The 16,821-nt window shown below is 41.7% G+C and carries 15 protein-coding genes; 14 read left to right on the top strand and 1 reads right to left on the bottom strand.

What is annotated here, in order from left to right:
- Nucleotides 1-374 precede the first annotated feature (374 nt).
- The 11 genes from HMPREF1254_RS12270 (at nt 375) to HMPREF1254_RS04225 (ending at nt 10,360) form a co-directional block, all read left to right on the top strand.
- On the top strand, nt 375-2,519 hold the full coding sequence (locus tag HMPREF1254_RS12270) for a MutS domain I protein (protein ID WP_023057400.1): 2,145 nt from the start codon (nt 375-377) through the stop codon (nt 2,517-2,519).
- 96 nt (nt 2,520-2,615) lie between these two features.
- Nucleotides 2,616-2,822, top strand: a complete 207-nt coding sequence (locus tag HMPREF1254_RS04270; protein ID WP_023057377.1) for a hypothetical protein — start codon at nt 2,616-2,618, stop codon at nt 2,820-2,822.
- 3 nt (nt 2,823-2,825) lie between these two features.
- A complete protein-coding gene (locus HMPREF1254_RS04265) occupies nt 2,826-4,202 on the top strand; it encodes an ArdC family protein (RefSeq protein ID WP_023057455.1) in 1,377 nt (458 codons plus the stop codon).
- Nucleotides 4,203-4,209: 7 nt separating this feature from the next.
- On the top strand, nt 4,210-5,409 hold the full coding sequence (locus HMPREF1254_RS04260; protein ID WP_023057396.1) for a toprim domain-containing protein: 1,200 nt from the start codon (nt 4,210-4,212) through the stop codon (nt 5,407-5,409).
- A 5-nt stretch (nt 5,410-5,414) separates the two neighbouring features.
- The gene (locus tag HMPREF1254_RS04255; RefSeq protein ID WP_023057463.1) at nt 5,415-5,894 is read left to right on the top strand and encodes a PH domain-containing protein; all 480 of its coding nucleotides are present in this window, start codon (nt 5,415-5,417) and stop codon (nt 5,892-5,894) included.
- On the top strand, nt 5,875-6,636 hold the full coding sequence (locus HMPREF1254_RS04250) for a hypothetical protein (RefSeq protein ID WP_023057431.1): 762 nt from the start codon (nt 5,875-5,877) through the stop codon (nt 6,634-6,636). The genes HMPREF1254_RS04255 and HMPREF1254_RS04250 overlap by 20 nt, the downstream gene beginning before the upstream one ends.
- A 244-nt stretch (nt 6,637-6,880) precedes the next feature.
- Nucleotides 6,881-7,492, top strand: coding sequence for a topoisomerase C-terminal repeat-containing protein (locus HMPREF1254_RS04245; protein ID WP_231385798.1), 612 nt, complete (start codon nt 6,881-6,883; stop codon nt 7,490-7,492).
- Between the two features lie 8 nt (nt 7,493-7,500).
- Nucleotides 7,501-7,797, top strand: a complete 297-nt coding sequence (locus tag HMPREF1254_RS04240; protein ID WP_036891015.1) for an HU family DNA-binding protein — start codon at nt 7,501-7,503, stop codon at nt 7,795-7,797.
- A 6-nt stretch (nt 7,798-7,803) separates the two neighbouring features.
- Complete coding sequence (locus tag HMPREF1254_RS04235; protein WP_036890998.1) at nt 7,804-8,307, top strand: hypothetical protein; 504 nt, start codon at nt 7,804-7,806, stop codon at nt 8,305-8,307.
- A 29-nt stretch (nt 8,308-8,336) separates the two neighbouring features.
- Complete coding sequence (locus HMPREF1254_RS04230; RefSeq protein ID WP_023057378.1) at nt 8,337-9,476, top strand: hypothetical protein; 1,140 nt, start codon at nt 8,337-8,339, stop codon at nt 9,474-9,476.
- Between the two features lie 74 nt (nt 9,477-9,550).
- A complete protein-coding gene (locus HMPREF1254_RS04225; protein WP_023057428.1) occupies nt 9,551-10,360 on the top strand; it encodes a hypothetical protein in 810 nt (269 codons plus the stop codon).
- A gap of 7 nt (nt 10,361-10,367) precedes the next feature.
- Here the strand turns inward: HMPREF1254_RS04225 and HMPREF1254_RS04220 are convergent, their stop codons facing one another.
- Nucleotides 10,368-11,969, bottom strand: a complete 1,602-nt coding sequence (locus tag HMPREF1254_RS04220) for a relaxase/mobilization nuclease domain-containing protein (protein WP_023057407.1) — start codon at nt 11,967-11,969, stop codon at nt 10,368-10,370.
- Between the two features lie 187 nt (nt 11,970-12,156).
- Between HMPREF1254_RS04220 and HMPREF1254_RS04215 the strand changes: the two genes are divergently transcribed.
- From HMPREF1254_RS04215 to HMPREF1254_RS04200, 3 genes are all read left to right on the top strand, one after another.
- Nucleotides 12,157-12,546 carry a plasmid mobilization relaxosome protein MobC gene (locus HMPREF1254_RS04215; protein ID WP_023057433.1) on the top strand — a complete coding sequence of 130 codons (390 nt, stop codon included), beginning with the start codon at nt 12,157-12,159 and terminating at the stop codon, nt 12,544-12,546.
- Nucleotides 12,547-13,834: 1,288 nt separating this feature from the next.
- Nucleotides 13,835-15,109: a replication initiation protein gene (locus tag HMPREF1254_RS04205; RefSeq protein ID WP_023057462.1), complete on the top strand. Its 1,275-nt coding sequence runs from the start codon at nt 13,835-13,837 to the stop codon at nt 15,107-15,109.
- Nucleotides 15,106-16,785: a fimbrillin family protein gene (locus tag HMPREF1254_RS04200; protein ID WP_036890988.1), complete on the top strand. Its 1,680-nt coding sequence runs from the start codon at nt 15,106-15,108 to the stop codon at nt 16,783-16,785. The genes HMPREF1254_RS04205 and HMPREF1254_RS04200 overlap by 4 nt, the downstream gene beginning before the upstream one ends.
- Nucleotides 16,786-16,821 lie beyond the last annotated feature (36 nt).

The following is a 16,821-nucleotide window of genomic DNA, read 5'->3' as shown; positions in this document are numbered from 1 at the left end:
CCATATTATCTTCTTATCACAACACTAAGAGTTCAATAAAACTCAATCTATAACCAATCCCTTGATTGGGACTCTTTAATACAATTACCGAACACAGCTGACAGTCGTCTTCTCGGTAGTCTTTAATATATTTCCCCAGTTTTAAAGACTGATTTTCAAGGAGCATAAGATCATTGTTTTATGCCCAGAGAAGACTATTCTCCTGTCACGGGGAATCACACAAAAAACATACATTTCTATCAGAGACATGCCTATGTTTCTGACGGGACTTACCGTATGCTCGGCTTTGGCAATCTCGATTTACAGATTGTCATGGCCGGGCTTTTTGCGTTTTGTCTTCTCTGCTTTTCCATAACACATAATTCATTTCACCTATGACTAAGGAAATTAAACCGTTGGTGGAGCAGGAAGATGCCATTCAGAAGCAAGCGAAGTCTGTTTCTGATAAAAAGACTGCAAACAAGTTAGAGGTGTACTACTCATCTGTTGCGTATCTGCAATTTGAGGAAGACACCCAAGTGTTGGCCAACCTACACAAAAAAGGCCATGTCAACAAGCTCCTGAAAGAAGCTGCCAACTACGACCAGGGCGATGCCATCGGACTTGACAAGACCTTCAAGTCGCCTCTGCAAAACAAAGGCGATGACCTCGTGAAGGAAGATAAAAACTATGCGATAGTCTATAATAATTCTGTTGGTGGTACCTATGAGGTGTATCGCAAAGTGAGCGAACAGAACGTAAAAGAGAACATTGAGCGTTATGGACTACCCGATAATGCTACCCAAGATGTAAAAGACCTTGCTCGTGCCGCAGAAAAACAGCAGCATGCAGCCTCTCCAACAGAGGAAAAGCTTTCGCCAATGTTGAATCAATACGACTCGATGAAGGCAAAGCATCCTGATGCAATGCTACTCTTTCGCTCTGGCGACTTCTACATGGTCTATCGTGAAGATGCCGCAAAAGCTTCGAAAGTGCTTAACCTTTCGCTCACACAAAAGGCCCCTGGCATCGACATGGTAAGTTTTCCGCATCATGCCCTCGACACCTATCTTCCCAAACTTATCCGTGCAGGTGAGCGTGTGGCCATCTGCGATCAGCTCGAAATGTCCCGAAAGGAAAAGGTGGAGCAAACGAAGGCTGCTAAGAACGCCACTGATGCTAAAGAGCTAAGGGATCAGCTTGCCGGCAAGATAGTCGAGACCGTAGGGAAAAACAATCATCATGCCTTTGTACTCCCTCTTTCTGATAAAGTCGTAAGCGTGGAGACGGTCAAGGGTGAAACCATAGAACTGGCTAAGATGCAGGTGTTGCGTGGACGTGTTACCTTCACGGACACCGAAGGTAATAAGCTCCAACTGCGAGATCTAAAGCCTGATGCCATTCAGCAGCTCACCGAAAAGCTGCCAACTATTGCCAAAAACCATATAGACGGATTGCGAGCCAAGGAGACTCTTTCGCAACCAAATCAGCAGTCTGCCTCTGCATCTACCTCTCCCCATACGGCCACTACCGATCAGCAACAGCAATTCATCGATGACATCAAGGCTGCAATGGGCAGCTCTAAGATGGTTGTTCTCCCTGACTTCGGTACGAAGAAGGGCGTGGTTGCTGGCACAGACGAAGACAAGGGCATATCGCTAAACCGTGTTTATGCCTGGAATGACAATATATCATTTGCAGGTTCTGTACCTGGTGACGACTCAAAGAAGCGCAGATACTATCACCCAGAAAACATCCGTCCCGATTTTTACAACTACCTCATTAGCGAAGTGAAGAAGGCCGTTGCCCCTCAACTCATCACGGAGAATGGTCAGAAGGTAACTTCTGCCAACCTCTTCGAATCGCCCAAGCAAGAGGGAAAGTATTTCTTCTATGCACGCCTCGACGGTGTGGGCTTGCACCCCAAGGCCGTCAAGGAGCAGGACGTGGATGCTTTTATGAAGAAAGAAATATCTGTCAAGGATATGTTCGCCAAGTACTATCCTTCCAAGATGGCCAAGCAGCTTAGTAAGGAGGACTTCGACAACCTGAAACTTTCTGATGGCAGGGAGCTGACAACTTTCCGTGTTTACAAGCAGCGTAACGAAAGCAAGCCTCATTTCGGAGAATACATGTTGTATGCCGAAATGGGAGACAAGCGATTCCATGCCACACCTCTCACGCACGACCAACTGGATGTGTATTTTGATCGAACACAGAGCAAAAGTCAGATTGCGGAGAAGGTCATTGGTGAGCAGCTGCATCTTAAATCAGCCTACGAAAAATACAGATTCCCAGAGAATATCCCAGTGCAGGAAATCCGTGTCAGGAAAGATGCGGAGGGTGCATGGCTCATATCTGCGACTGTCCAAGACAGAGGTCAAACGCCCGAAAGGAAGATGTCTAACAACGACCTCTATTCTCTTTTCAAGTCGAAGACGGCCTCTAGAGAACAACTCGGAGCTAAGTATCTGACGGAGGATGTAAAGGAGCTTTCCCTTACCAAGAAGTTAGACCGTTCGCAGGGGTTAAAGCTTTGATTTCTCATTAGCAATTCAAGACAAAATTATAAACCTAATGTCATTCCCCTCACCGATGAGGGAGAATGACAATCATACAAACAATACTAATTCAAAATGGAAAGTAAGTCATTCGAAGAACTTGAGCGCCTCAAACAGGAAGGGCGCATAGGCTGGGTCGAATTCCTCCAGCAGAGTGAATACAGTGAGAGTTATCAGCAGTGGCTCGCTGATCGAGGTGCCGAGCCTGACGAGGACAATGCCGAGTTGTTCCTTGAACAAACCGATGCTATGTTTCTCGAAAGTCAAGATTTATTGATGTAAGTTATGGCGTATCAATATCACAACAATTCGCAGTCATCCAGCGACAGAGCCATTGAGAAATTTTCAGAAATGATGATTTCTCGACTCGAAGAAGCCAAGACAAACAACTGGCAAAAAGGCTGGATAGGTGGTGAGGGAAACTTCGGTATGCCACAGAATCTGAACGGCCGAAACTATTCAGGTACAAACTCTCTATTCCTCTTCATGGACACGGCCATCAATCATTATGCAGCCCCTGTATATATGACCTTCCTGCAAAAGGAGAAAGAAGGATTGCGCCTAAAGAAAGGCTCGGAGGCCATGCCAGTTATCTACTGGGACATGAGCATCAAGGACGGCAATGGCAAGAAGGTGTCCGTTGCAGATTACAAGAACATGAGCAAAGCAGAGAAGGAGGCGTGCGAGATTCGCCCATTTCTCCGCTCGTTCCGTGTTTACAACATTGACCAGACCAATATGCAGGAGGTCAACAAGGAAAAGTATGACCAAATTATAGCACGTTTTCAAAGTCCTAAGATTGCTGACACCGAAGGTATGTATCAGAATAAAGCCCTTGACAGAATGTTTGAGCGTCAGGAATGGCTATGCCGTATTCAGTATGATAAGCCTTCTGATGGTGCCTACTTTAGTCCATCACGTGATATGATTGTCCTTCCTCAAAAGGGACAATTCAAGAAAGGTACATCGGAGTCGGAGATTTACAAGGATGGTATGGAGTTTTATTCCACTGCTCTCCATGAAATGGCTCATTCCACTGGTACGGAGGAACGGTTGAACCGCAATATTCATAACCATTTTGGCGACCCGAAATATGCCAAGGAAGAGCTTGTGGCAGAACTTTCATCAGCTATGGTTGGGAACACCATGGGATTTGATCGCCGTATTCAGGACAACAACGTTGCATACATCGATGGCTGGCTCAAAGCATTGCATGAAGAGCCTAAGTTTATTGTATCAGTAATGGCTGATGTCAACAAGGCTTCCAATATGATTTTGGAAAAGGTAGATGCACAGAAAATTGCTTTGGGGGAGTCTCCAATTCTTGGTGCCAAGCACGTTGAGCCACCTGATCTGACGCAGGGGAAACATAAGACACAAACCGTTGCTTCTTCTAAGACCGAAAAGCAAGGAGAAGAGAAAAAGGCAATCACGGCAAGTGTCTATAAACTGCCAACTGGATCCTATGTCATTCAGGCTTCTGTCAATGGTCAGAATTTAGATCAGAAACCTATCGACAACAAAACCGCAGTAACCTATCTCCGCCTTAGTGATGACTCGCAGAAAGCAACAATGCTATCCTCCATTGTGAAGGATAAGTATGGTGATGAATTGCAACATCCCAAGGCAGAACGGCAAGTATCAACAGGATTAAAACTATGAGAGACTTATGAGAGAACATCAAGTAGATTTCAAGGCTTTGAAGGCTAAGGTTGGTATTGACGACATAGCCTACAGTCTCGGTTATCAAATTGACAGAAAAGCAGGAATGGGACGGTACGTTGAATTTGTACTGCCCGATTCCGCAGGAGGAAGAAAGGACACCATCATAGTTAGTCATATTCACGATAAGGCACAACAAACTTTCTTCCGTCGTAACGGTCAGCGTGGCGACGTAATCAACTTTATCCAAGAGAACGCCAATTCCTTCGGTGTGAGTGGTCGTAACAACTGGGATTTAATCAGTAAAGTCATAGCGAAGTTTGCCAACCAACCCATCGACGATAAGCCACAGAGGGCATACGCTCAACTCAACGGTGCGAGTAAGCCTTTCGACCCCAAACTTTATCATACAGAACCAATCCTGCAAAATATGGACGCTGCCCAATACATCTTCCGTCAGCGCAACATCAAGAAAGAGACTATCGAGGATTTTGCGCCCTGGATTCAGAGAGTGAAGGACACACGTTTTAACAGCGATTATGTCAATATAGGCTTTCCTTACGTCAAGCCTGGATCAGATAAGGTGGAAGGTTATGAGATACGAGGCTATGGCAGCTTCAAGCGCAAGGCCACTGGCACCAATTCCACTACCGCTGCATGGATTGTGGACTTCTCAAAAAATAACAATCCGCAGGACATCAAGCATGTCTATTTTGCCGAAAGTGCCTACGATGTGATGGCTTTCTATCAGGCAAACAAGGCAAAACTAAAGGGAGAACTGGAGCAGTCAGTCTTTGTCTCCATTGGTGGAACATTCTCCAATCAGCAGGTCTGTGGTATTATGGATTACTACTCCAATGCTCGTGCCGTCGATTGTTTCGACAATGATGTGCCTGGGCGTATCTATGGGATGCGTATGGTGGGGGTCGTAGAGAAGATACCTTTCAATATCGTACAGGCCGATGAAGCTATCAGGGTAAGTTTCAATGGTGTTGAGCATAAGCTGGATCCACGAAAGGCAACGCTGAATAGCCTTCATGATTTTATACGCTTCAAACGTAAATATGGAGTCGAGAAAGCACCTGCTGCTTTCAAAGATTGGAATGATGTTGTGATGAATAAGCCTACGTTTCAAATCCTTTCCAAAAGTAAGTTCGAGCGTGAGGACAATCTTAGGGAAAAGCGGATGGGTGGGCTAAAGATGTAGAGACTATGGACGTATATATCAAACCGGATTACAGACAGTTCTTTGCCGAGCAAACAGGGCTGACCCTGATGTTTATAATGTCGATCATTGCCACGCCTTTTTCCTCCATCTTAGGCAACGGATATATCCAAATCTGCTTATCAGCACTTTCCCTGCTGTTGGCTATCGTGGGCATCGTAAGGTATATCACACTTACGGCCATAGTGTGGATTATCAGCGATAATAAGCTCTGCCGTATTCGTGGCGTATTCTCACGCCACACCGACTATTTAGAACTATATCGTGTGGTGGACTATAGCGAGTCGCAGAGTTTTTTGCAAAAGCTATGGAAGGTAAAGACGGTAAGTGTCATTTCCACTGACAAGACAGATAGTACGATGGTGATGTATGGCGTGAATGCCAGGCATGATATAGTCCAGCTTATCAGAAACAGAGTAGAAAATTGTAAAAAAGAAAAGAGAATATATGAAATCACAAATCAGTAAAAAAGGATTATTCCTCATCGCTTTGGTGTGCTGTTTCAAAAGTTCTATCCAAGCTGCTGTCGTACAGGTAGATCCTGCTTTGGCAGGTGCTATTACATTGCAGATGAATACTTTGAAAAACATCTATTCTAAGCGTGAGAAGACGCAGAATAAGATTATTGCTGCCGAAGCATCAGTAACGGTAGCCTTGGATCAGATGCACAAGGTAGAGGATAAAGTGTTGGGGTATATGGCAAACGTGCAAGGTGCCTTTAAAAACCTTTATCAGATAAAGCGTGCTGGTGAATTAGTTGTGAAGGAAATTCCCTCCAACATGAATAATGTGCGTCATGCCATCAAGGTTGGTGGCTTTGAAGGAACGTTTCTGGCTACAACGGTTGGTACGGAGCTTAGCAGTATGACCATGGATATGATGAGCCTCTATCCTTTCTTAGAGCAGCTGGTGACCACTGGCACATACAACACGACCGATTACGATAGCCAGGGAAACATTATCAAAAAGAAGAACAAGGTGAATCTTCTCAACTCCGCAGAACGCTATTACATCTGCAACACCGTGGTTGACAAACTTGAAAGCATCAATACCTCGCTTTATCTTCTCGCTTGGGAGATACAGACCATGCGCTGGCGTGACCTCTTCTTCAAACTCGATCCCGAAGGATGGGCAGCGGTCATGACTGGAAAGAATATCGTGGAAGGCGTTGTGAGCGACTGGAATTATAATCTACGCAGATACAATTAAACATTAACCATAATAAAAAGGTACTTTAATGGAACAATCAGATAGAGAGTTTGGCCTATGCCCTGTATGTGGGCATGGTCATATTATCAAAACTAATAGAGATTACGTTTGTACTAACCGATTAAATCCATCATCAGAGCATGGTGGCTGTCGTTTTTCAATACCTCTGCATACACATGGTATTGATATAACCGATGGAATGATTCGCCAGCTAATAAGAAATGGTTGCACTGAATATACGAAAATGTGCGATCAGAAAGGATTCCCTTATCAGGGACGCTTTATTATTAACCCTGGTAAGGGTTATGATATAGAGACCGAAACACGACCTATTGATGCAGTGTGTCCTAACTGTGGAGGACAAATCATTCAGACAAGGTTTGGGTATGCTTGCGTCAACCATCTATCCGTCAACTCACTATGTAACTTCATCATACCCAACTTCATCTGTAATCGCTATATCACCGTTGAAGAAGCAGAAGCCTTCTGTAATGGGAATGGTGATATTCTCGACGGTTTTTTCAACAAGCAAGGCAAGTGGTTTTCTGCCTACCTCACAAGGACAGAGAATGGTAATGTGGAACTATCTTCAATCATTGGCAAATGTCCAGTATGTGGACAAGACGTTTTGGTTGGTCCGACAGCCTTTAACTGTTCCAATTATAGACACGGATGCGATTTCAAAATATGGAGGCACTACTATGGCCATAAGGTAAATCTCCAGGACGCAAAGGAACTGCTGGATCATGGTAAGCTAAAAATGCCTTTCGAGGCCTTCGATAAGCTCGGTCACGTACATGCCCTCACGTTGAAAGTTGGCCTTCATAACGAAATACAAGTAACATCATATAAATAAAGATGAACATGAAAGAGAATCAAGTTTCTTTAAATGAACTTTTGCGAAAGGCAAAAGAACGGTCAGGCTTGTCGCAGGAAGTATTGCGACAGAGCCTTCATGCCCTGTTGGGTGCAATCAGTGAGATTATGGACGATGGCAAGGGGGTCGTACTGGACAACTTTGGTAGTTTCGAGCTACGAACTGTCAAGGAGCGTACCATGACCCCTCCACCGCCCAACAACACACCCATCGTTGTGCCAGAGCATCAGGTGGTGCGCTTTAAGCCATACAAGAATTTACTCATTTACCACATGAAATATTAAGGAACGATGAAAAAACTGACATATATTCTCATCTTCGCAGTATGCGCCTTTGTAAGTGCGTGCCATTCACCCAAGGACGGAATGTTTGAAAAGGCGCAGGAAAATCTTAAAGCCTCGCTTGACTATCCCAAGCAGCTGAAACTGACTGCCCATACAGAGCCTGATTCAGCCTTCGGCGTAAACTACTTTACTCGTAAAGAGATTACTGGTATGCTAAAGGTGATGGACGTTGTGACGAAGAACCTCATGGCCAAAACACAGGGAGTAACTGATATATCCAAAGCTGATGTATATACGGTAAATCTGATGCGTCGGCAGATGAACGCAGCCACAGAAGTACAGACGATGATTTTCAAGAACACTCCAAAAGGTGAATGGTCGGGCTGGAAAGTGAAGCTCGACTATGAATGTGTCGATAAAGACGGTATCAAATATCGTGCTGAACGCTGGGTATTCTTCGACCGAGAAGGCAAGAATGTAGTAAAGACCTTTGAAATACCTTTGCCGTGATAGAATCTACAAAGAGGTTAGAAAACCTCGTGAAAGAATTGTACAAGTGCCACTCTCTGCATGATGCAGAGAAGGCACTTGTACTTTTTGATGTCGGTACCTCTTTTGTCGTCATTGGTGCCGATGCCGATAAGCTATACCTTACGTTGGGCTGGGAAATCACCGATTTCTCTGACGGAGATACCATCTATTCCTATATGGTTATTTCTCGCTACGGTGCAAAGATTTTGCTGGATTTACGACTCCATATTGAGACGTCCAACGTTAGGAAAAACAATCAAATCAGCGTCCTGACTACAGCGACAACCCAACAAACACTGGACTATTTGCGCATACTGGTTGGCCAGGATTGCCTGAACTATCCTATCATAACTATCCCTGTTACAATGGAAGGAGTCGGATATATCAGAGAGGTACGCATTACTTCGATCGTTATTACAGCACATTCTGTTGCGGTATGCATCGACAATAACGAACAGATTGAGTTGGTCAAAAATCATGAATGGAATTTCAGCCGTATAGGACTTACTCTGTTAGGTTATCTATCAGATTTGATTGCACAGCAAGCACCTTATATGATAAGCCTTATACAAGCCACTGCGCAGACTCTTAGAAACCAAAGAACACAGAACACGGCATTATATAAGATGTTCCTTGATAAGAAACGTGAAATCTCGCCTGATACCATCGTTTTTATTCAGGTCGAGGATTCTTATCTGACCTTCGATGATGATGCAATTGATGCTTTTGCCTGTCAGAAGGGAGTGTTCTTGTATGAATATAATGTGTTTGGCTTGCGTGGCCGAACCGTTGCGCTATTGGATAATAGCCAAGTCGAGACTTTGCGTTCCGTCCAACCTCTATTAGTAGTGAATAGTAAGAAAGACGTTCCATTATATAAGTTAGGATTAAAGGAAAGTTTCCTCAACCTGAAATGCAATGATGAACTTACCTATTCTGATGTACTCATCCGTAAACAAAAAGATGGTGAATACGTCATTTCAGCAAGCTATTGTGGGCATCCACTTCCCGAAACACCAATCCTCAATACCATTGGAGGATATTACTGTAATTTGCCGTCCTGTAAGGAACGCAGTGCCATACTCTCATCACTCGCTCACCGTACCTACGACAGCCTGGTTTCGTCAGTTTTTGGCTCCAGTGAGTGAAATAAATGACAAATAGCAATAAAAATCCATATCATAACGTTATCTTTGTAGTCTTTAATCAAAAACAGTAATGTATGATTCGTCGATACACCCTACTAATCCTATCAGTGCTTTTCTCATGCACCGTCTTTGCGCAGGAGGACACTGGTAATAAGCCACAAGAGCCTATCTTGGGCTATTATCAGTTGGGAATGAACTTTGATGAATACTGGAGCCAAACACAGAAGAAGAAAGAGGCAACAGAAGTAACAGATTCCATTACCATGCTGTCAAAATATATTCTTTCCATCAATGGGATTGGTTTCGATGTTGATAATATTATCTCCCCAGCCGCCGACATCACGGCTTCTGACAATGAAAACTATACAAAAGGAACATCACCACTTTATTTTACAGATTGCGACTATTTCCTTGAAAACAAATTAGTTTCTGTTACAGTTAAAACTCCTTTACCTGAAACGGAAGGTTTTTGTTATATGCCATCAGCCTTATATGAGCAAGAGCGTTTGCCCAAGAATCAATGTTTATTTGATGTCCATAATGTTGATCAGCACAACCAACTGGTTAGCCTTACTGAAAGATTAGAAACCTATCTCTCTCAAAAGTACGGCAAACCAACCAAGGAGTACTCCATTGTTAAACTGCAACCTTTGCACCAAGGTGAGCTTTTCCGCCAATTCTCTGCTCACTGGTTTAGCTTATGTAAATCGGGGGCAATCTTGCCCAAAGCAGAGTGGCAATCAGGGAATATGAAAGTTATAATGGGAATAACCAATTCAGCGACCATCTTCATATCCTTCTTAGATGAAGTTTCGTTATCTCATCAGAATCTTAACAGAATCTTTGCACCAGCAAAGCAACCAAAGCCTACTGCCGAGTGGTAGTCATGGCTTAACGCTTAAACCTTCTCTCGTCGTCTATATCATCCCAGTTACTTCCTCCGCCAACTTCCCACTCACGATTAGAATTATGGGCAGAGCCAGTAGGACGCAATAAGTTCCCAGCATTGATATGTTGGGAATTTGTGTTTTGTGGACTTGTAGGAGGTGGCATAGCTACCGCCCCCCTCTCGTGCGTTGCAAACTGGGATAGGTCTATATCCGTATCCCGCAGATTGACGATTGTGGAGTTACCCATATCGACGGCATAGACCGAAACCTCTCTTCTGAATATAAGGATTTTAGCAATACGTAGATTGTCATATAGTTGTCCTCTTTCAGCAGTCCCCAATATCTCCTTGATTTGGTTTACAGTACCATCACTCTTTTCTTTGTTCCTATCAGGACAGATCTGAATAACACCCTCATCATCGATATGTCCAAGCTTGCAAAGGATAGCCCTCTCTTCTTCGGTCGCAGGATTGAATCCCTGGATCCATTGCCTCCTGAAATTCTTGCGTAAAATAGAAAAGTCCTTCTCATCAACCGCAATCGAAATTTTGCGCTGCTTATCTCTGATATACCCATCGTGATAGATATTGACCCTATATTTCCACCACAGCGACTTGTTTATCTCGCCGATAGTAAGTTTATCGTTTTCCTCAATCAGTTTGTGTACAAAGCCTAAAATAGCCTTCTCACTTTCTCCGACAAGTATATCTTGCTGCTGCTTGAAAGCAAGTAAAGTCTTTATGTCTAAGATGTCGCTACCTTTATATACTGCCTTGTTTTTGTGATCCACCACCATATATCCATAAGGAACATCTTTCTTCCCTATAAAGACGAGAGATATGCCCAGCTTCTTTTTCAGCATCTTATTTAGATCTTCTTTGTTTGAAGTCAATCCCCTATATTTCAAAAGGATGGCCTTTAACCTTTTGCGCTGCTTGCTGCTTTCCTCCTTCGTCGTCTTTGTCATCGCCAGTTCTATCTCTTTGATGACAATGCTATCAAGCACAGTACCCCCTTTCTTGACATTGAGCTGGTCATCTTCCACATAGCTCTCATACCCATTGCTCTCCAGAATAGCCTGAAATTGTCCCAACGTTGCAAAAGAATACTCCATAGCCTTCTGAATGATACTCTTTGCTTCATGCTTTGGTTCTATTCCCATGATTTTATTGATGATAGCCTGAGAACGTAGTCTTTCGTTGTCATGTTCTATCTTCTTGCCTTGTGGATTAACTCTGCTCGTCACAATGTGGATATGATTGTTGCCTGTATCGTGGTGCGCATAGATCAAGACTGGTTGTCCCTTGTCAGCATACCCCATTTCTTTAAGGTACTGATGCGCAATATCCAGTAACTGGTCATGCGTATATTCCTGCTTCTTACATGATATGGAGACATGAAACTGGGTATTCTTGATGTTTTGATTGATAGACGAATACTTCATTAGATACTCCTGTAAGTTGGCAGCTGTAACGTTTCCTGTTTTTTGAAGATAGTCAAAATTTGAGATTTCCAAGAGTTCTGCCGAACCCTTAGACACCTTTCTTTCGTTATAATTGACAGCATTGAATGTGCTGCTTGAATGGAGAATAGTTGCTATCATCGCACTTTAATTGATGTAAAGGTAGTTTCGATAAAGATAACCAGGATGGCATCTGCTAAATCACATTGGTCAATAAATTAAAGTGCCTCGAAACTACGATGCAAATATAACATTTTTAGCTGAATTAAAGTTCTATAGCCTCGCCGAATTTTAGTATCTTTAAGTAAGAATATCATTGAATCAGCGCATGAAAGAAGACAAAAGGACAAATCGTATCAATCTCCATCTTAACAAAAAGGAGTTGGACTTATTCAAAAATAAAGCCAAAAATTACAATCAAATGGCTTCTATGATTCGTGATGCAGTGGCACAATTCGATGACAAAGGAACTGTAAAACGCATCGAATCTTTGAATAAATTAGCCGACTTGATAACCGAATTTAATCACGAAATTTCTAAGCAAGGAGTAAATCTTAATCAGATTACCAAGCGTGCTAATGAACTAATTTACAAAGGAGCATTAGACAAAGAATACTACGAAGAAATTATTCTCCCTCATGTTTCTGACCTAAAAAAAGTGATGGCCACCATGAAAAAGCAGCAATCTGATATCTTCAAAAGATTGCTAAAAATCTAAAAGACGCATCATTTTTTTGTCCTAATATCGGAGTTGCGACGATATTTCTCCCACTTTTGTGGGCAAGTAACCTTTATGTGCCGATTTGAAAAATAGGCGCCTAAAGGTACAACTTGCTACACATTTTCTACGCCCTGTTTCAATCCCTTTGTACATGATGTTTCTATCTCATTTTCCCCATTTCTTTCTAAATTCATCCTGAAACCCTGTGCTAAGTTCGATTTGTCGATATGTTTTATTGTTAATCAAAAAACCAAAATAACAAACAAACAATAAAACAAAGTATATGCTTTTCAACCGAATATAATCGTTGCTAAACAAAAAAACAAAATATATGTTATTCAAACAATCATAAACTTTACCAATCAAAAAACCAAAATAATAAACAAGCAATAAAACAAAGTATATGTTTAGCAACCGAATATAAACGTTGCTAAACAAAAAGGCAAAATATATGTTATTCAAACAACCATAAACTTTGCAAATCATAAAAACAAAATAGCAAACAAGTATAAAAACAAAATATATGTTATTCAAATAACCATAATCTTTGCCAATCATAAAACCAAAATAACAAACAAGCATAAAAACAAAAAGGGTAAAAGGTAATCGGTGACACCACTACTCGGAATGGTAGAACTGGAGGGAAAAGGTCGATCTGACATCAATGCTGCATATAGTCTTACTGGTTGCCTTTGAAAAAGTCGTAATCTTATCGTTGTTTTATCGGGATAAAAATAAAATAACCTTGATTTTTTTGGGGAGTTTATGAAAAATATCCACGGTCATTAGTCCACTTCGTAACCTTTTGAGAAGACTGGAGACTCGGCTTCTGTACGGCATCGACCTTATTTTTTTCCCTTTAGTTAAAAGTTTCTCTCGCGCGCGTATAAAGCTTTATTTATTATTTTTATTTATAAGCTTTATTTAAGAGCGTTGTAAGCTCTTGAAAATCAGAGTGCTTACCTGTTATTAAGTAACCTTTTGAGAACGATTAAGTAACCTTTTGAGAACGATTAAGTAACCTTTTGAGAACGATTAAGTAACCTTTTGAGAAGAGTCCTCCTTCTTTTCCTTGATTATTTAAGGCAACAATCTGACTTTTTGAATTTTTGTCGCATTTCCTTTGCTCTGTCTTGTAATTTACCTACATTTGAATTGTCGTTTCGATGCGCTTTAATACAATTACCGAACCAGCTGACAGTTGTCTTCCCGGTACCCTTTAATCAAATTTTCGCTACGACATCAAGGATTATCAATTCTGAAAATTTAATTAAAGGGGTTAACAATGACAAAAAGACGAATCACCCTCATTGAAAATGGCGACGTGGGCAAATGCTCATTCAGTTTCAACAACCTTATTCTTCGTTCTCCTCTTCGCTATACGATGATGGAACGCCGTTTTCTCTATAAACTATCGGAGGCTATCAAGATGCGGTATGAGGAAATGAGATTGGAGATGCGTGATAACTGGCAGAACCTCGTGTTCAATATGACGGATCGGGATTTGGCTTCGGTCGGTGGAAATACCAACGTTATGCGTACCTACAAGACGGTGCGGTCTCTGGCCCAAAAAGCAATCATCCAGTTTCATGAGAATGAAGACAAACAGCTGGTGGTGGATTACTTTCACTGGATAGATGCTTTCAGATGGAACACCTCGACAAATGATTATACCATACGTGTCTCTCCAGAACTGTATGAGTACGTAATCAATCTTACCAAGTCGTTTACCATCCTCAATCTGCATACGGCAATCTTGCTGAATTCGAAATACTCGCAAAAATTCTATGAGATATGCTGCCTCTATTCGGGTGATTTCCGCTATATCGACCCTACGACTCCCGATGAAACTTACAAGAAGAGAATCTTGAAAATGTCGGTCGAAACCTTCCGCTTTACCTTCGGACTATCAGAACTCCATGATCCTAAGACTGGAGAGCTGCTGGAAAAAGAGAAATATCAGCGTTTCAAAACGATGGTAGAGAAAGTTATCCTGCCAGCACAACGAGAATTGTATGAGCTTTATCAAAACAATCAATGTGATGTGTGGTTCGATTTTGAAGTGGCAGACCGTTATGGGCGTGGCAGAAACGGCTCACCCAGGAACCTGCGCTTTTACGTTTATTCAAGAGAGTTTCCAAAGTCTAAAGATGCCGATAAGGATCGACCATGGCAGGAAGGCGATACTCCGCTATTTCCATTCGAAAAGAAAGATGACAAAAAGATTTCAAAGGAAAGGACTTATAAGCAAACTGACTGGCTTAGCCTCGATGGAGATTTCCAAAGAGACACGGTACGCCAACTGCTGAATTTTTATTTGGATGCCGATGCAGCAGATTACTATATGGCCAAGATTGACGAGGAACAACGGCAAAACAACGATACCTATTCACAGGTGATTCAGGTAATCTACGAAAAACAGAAGCAGCCAAAATTTCAACAGGGTTCTAAGAAATACCAACAGAAATGCTTAATAGATTTTGTTTTTTCTAAAAATTTAAAAGTATATGGCTGGCATATAGATCCAATAAATATTAAACCAAATAATTATTCAAAATGAAACATTTTAATTTATTACATTCAATGGCTTTGTTTATAGCCATGTTATCATTGGGCTTCACGTCTTGTACGGAAGAAGAGCTGGAGGATAGAAGCAAGATGCCGAGCGATGCCATTAAGTTCACTGTTTCCGAAGAGAAAACAGGAACTCGCACTTCGTTTGACTCGCAAAACTATGTCAAGAAATTGAAAAACTTTTATGTGTATGCGTTCCTTGACGACCCAGGAGAAGAAGAACCATATATGGATAATGTTGAAATAGTCAATCAAGGTAATGGCATATTCTCATATAAAGACAAGAAAGAGAGAAAGAGATGGTTGGAAAATGAACCCCTGCATTTTGTTGCGGTCAACTCTCCCAATAATTTTGGAAGCAGACCGGAAATAGATGTATGGAGCAACCACGAGGTAAGCCTTGGTGCATATTCGGGGGGAAACGAGGATTATATGGCAGCTTTCGAATCAGATGAATATAAACAAACAAATCATGGTACCGTAAAATTACAATTCCATCACCTCCTTTCACAAATCAAGTTTGGAATTTCCAATAAGTCAAACAATCTTGAAATCATGGACATCAAGCAAATCGGCTTAAAGGGGGTGTATCATGAAGCAGAGTTTACAATGCTGGGAAATGGGGCGGTTCAAACACGCATGGCAAGGGATTTATTAGGACTTGGCGAATATTCATTTGATATAGACAACTTTGAAAAAGCAGATAAATCATATCTTAATGCCAGCCAAGACATTTTTTTAGTTCCGTTGAATCATCAACCGTGGAATCCCAAGTCAGGCGTTAGAATTGCAGACATTAATAAGGCTATTGATGAGAATGACGAACAAAACGTTTATTCCTATGTATGGATGAAATGTAAAATTTATGACCACAGCACAGGTCAATATGTTGTTGGCGACTACAATAGTTATGGCATTACTTATTTTCCTTTCAAAGCTGATTTGAAAGCAGGAAAAAGATACAAATACACGATTACTATAACGGATGACTTTATTGGTTACCCAGACCAAAAACCTAAATTACAAGAACCTAAACTGGGTTGGGTCATTTCCGATGCTGGAAATATTTACCAATATAGTGAGGATGCTATTGCAGCTCACGAAAATCCCGTCGCTATGATAGCATATATAAACGAGAATGGCAGTGGACAAGCACCTTATAGTAAGCATGGACTTGCCATTTCATTGAGATGGTTGCGAAAATATGACGGTAATATATTTTTCTCTTACTCGGATTTAGAAAATATAAATACATGGTTTTCACAAAACAAATATTTAGGCAAAGCTCCTTCATGGACTCAATGGTATGTACCAGGTTTCCGTGAATTTGATTTGATATTTGCTGCTTGTGGCGGTACTCAATATGATGGGCAGCTACACTATAAAAACCAGCCCAGGGATTATGGTGCTCTTGATAAATTGTTGTCAGGGACCGAACAGTATCCAGGGTCAATTCACGGAGGAGAAAGACGCTTAGCTTATAATTCTTTTTATGTATGGGACTTGGGACATGATGACGAGTATTGTCGGTACTGGCTAAATCCATCTGAAAATATAGACCCTTCGAAGGTATGGTTTTATAATACCAGAGTGAAGCAATACCGGCAATGGGCACGTACAACAAAAACTGAAAACATGGTACGCCCTGTTTTTGAATTCTGATGTCTAACAAATAAAATGATAGGAAAAGAAAAATAT

It is taken from the genome of Prevotella sp. BV3P1 (assembly GCF_000479005.1).
Classification (GTDB): Bacteria; Bacteroidota; Bacteroidia; order Bacteroidales; family Bacteroidaceae; genus Prevotella.
The sequence above is the reverse complement of the archived record's forward strand: the minus strand, read 5'-3'. Positions and strand labels throughout refer to the sequence as shown.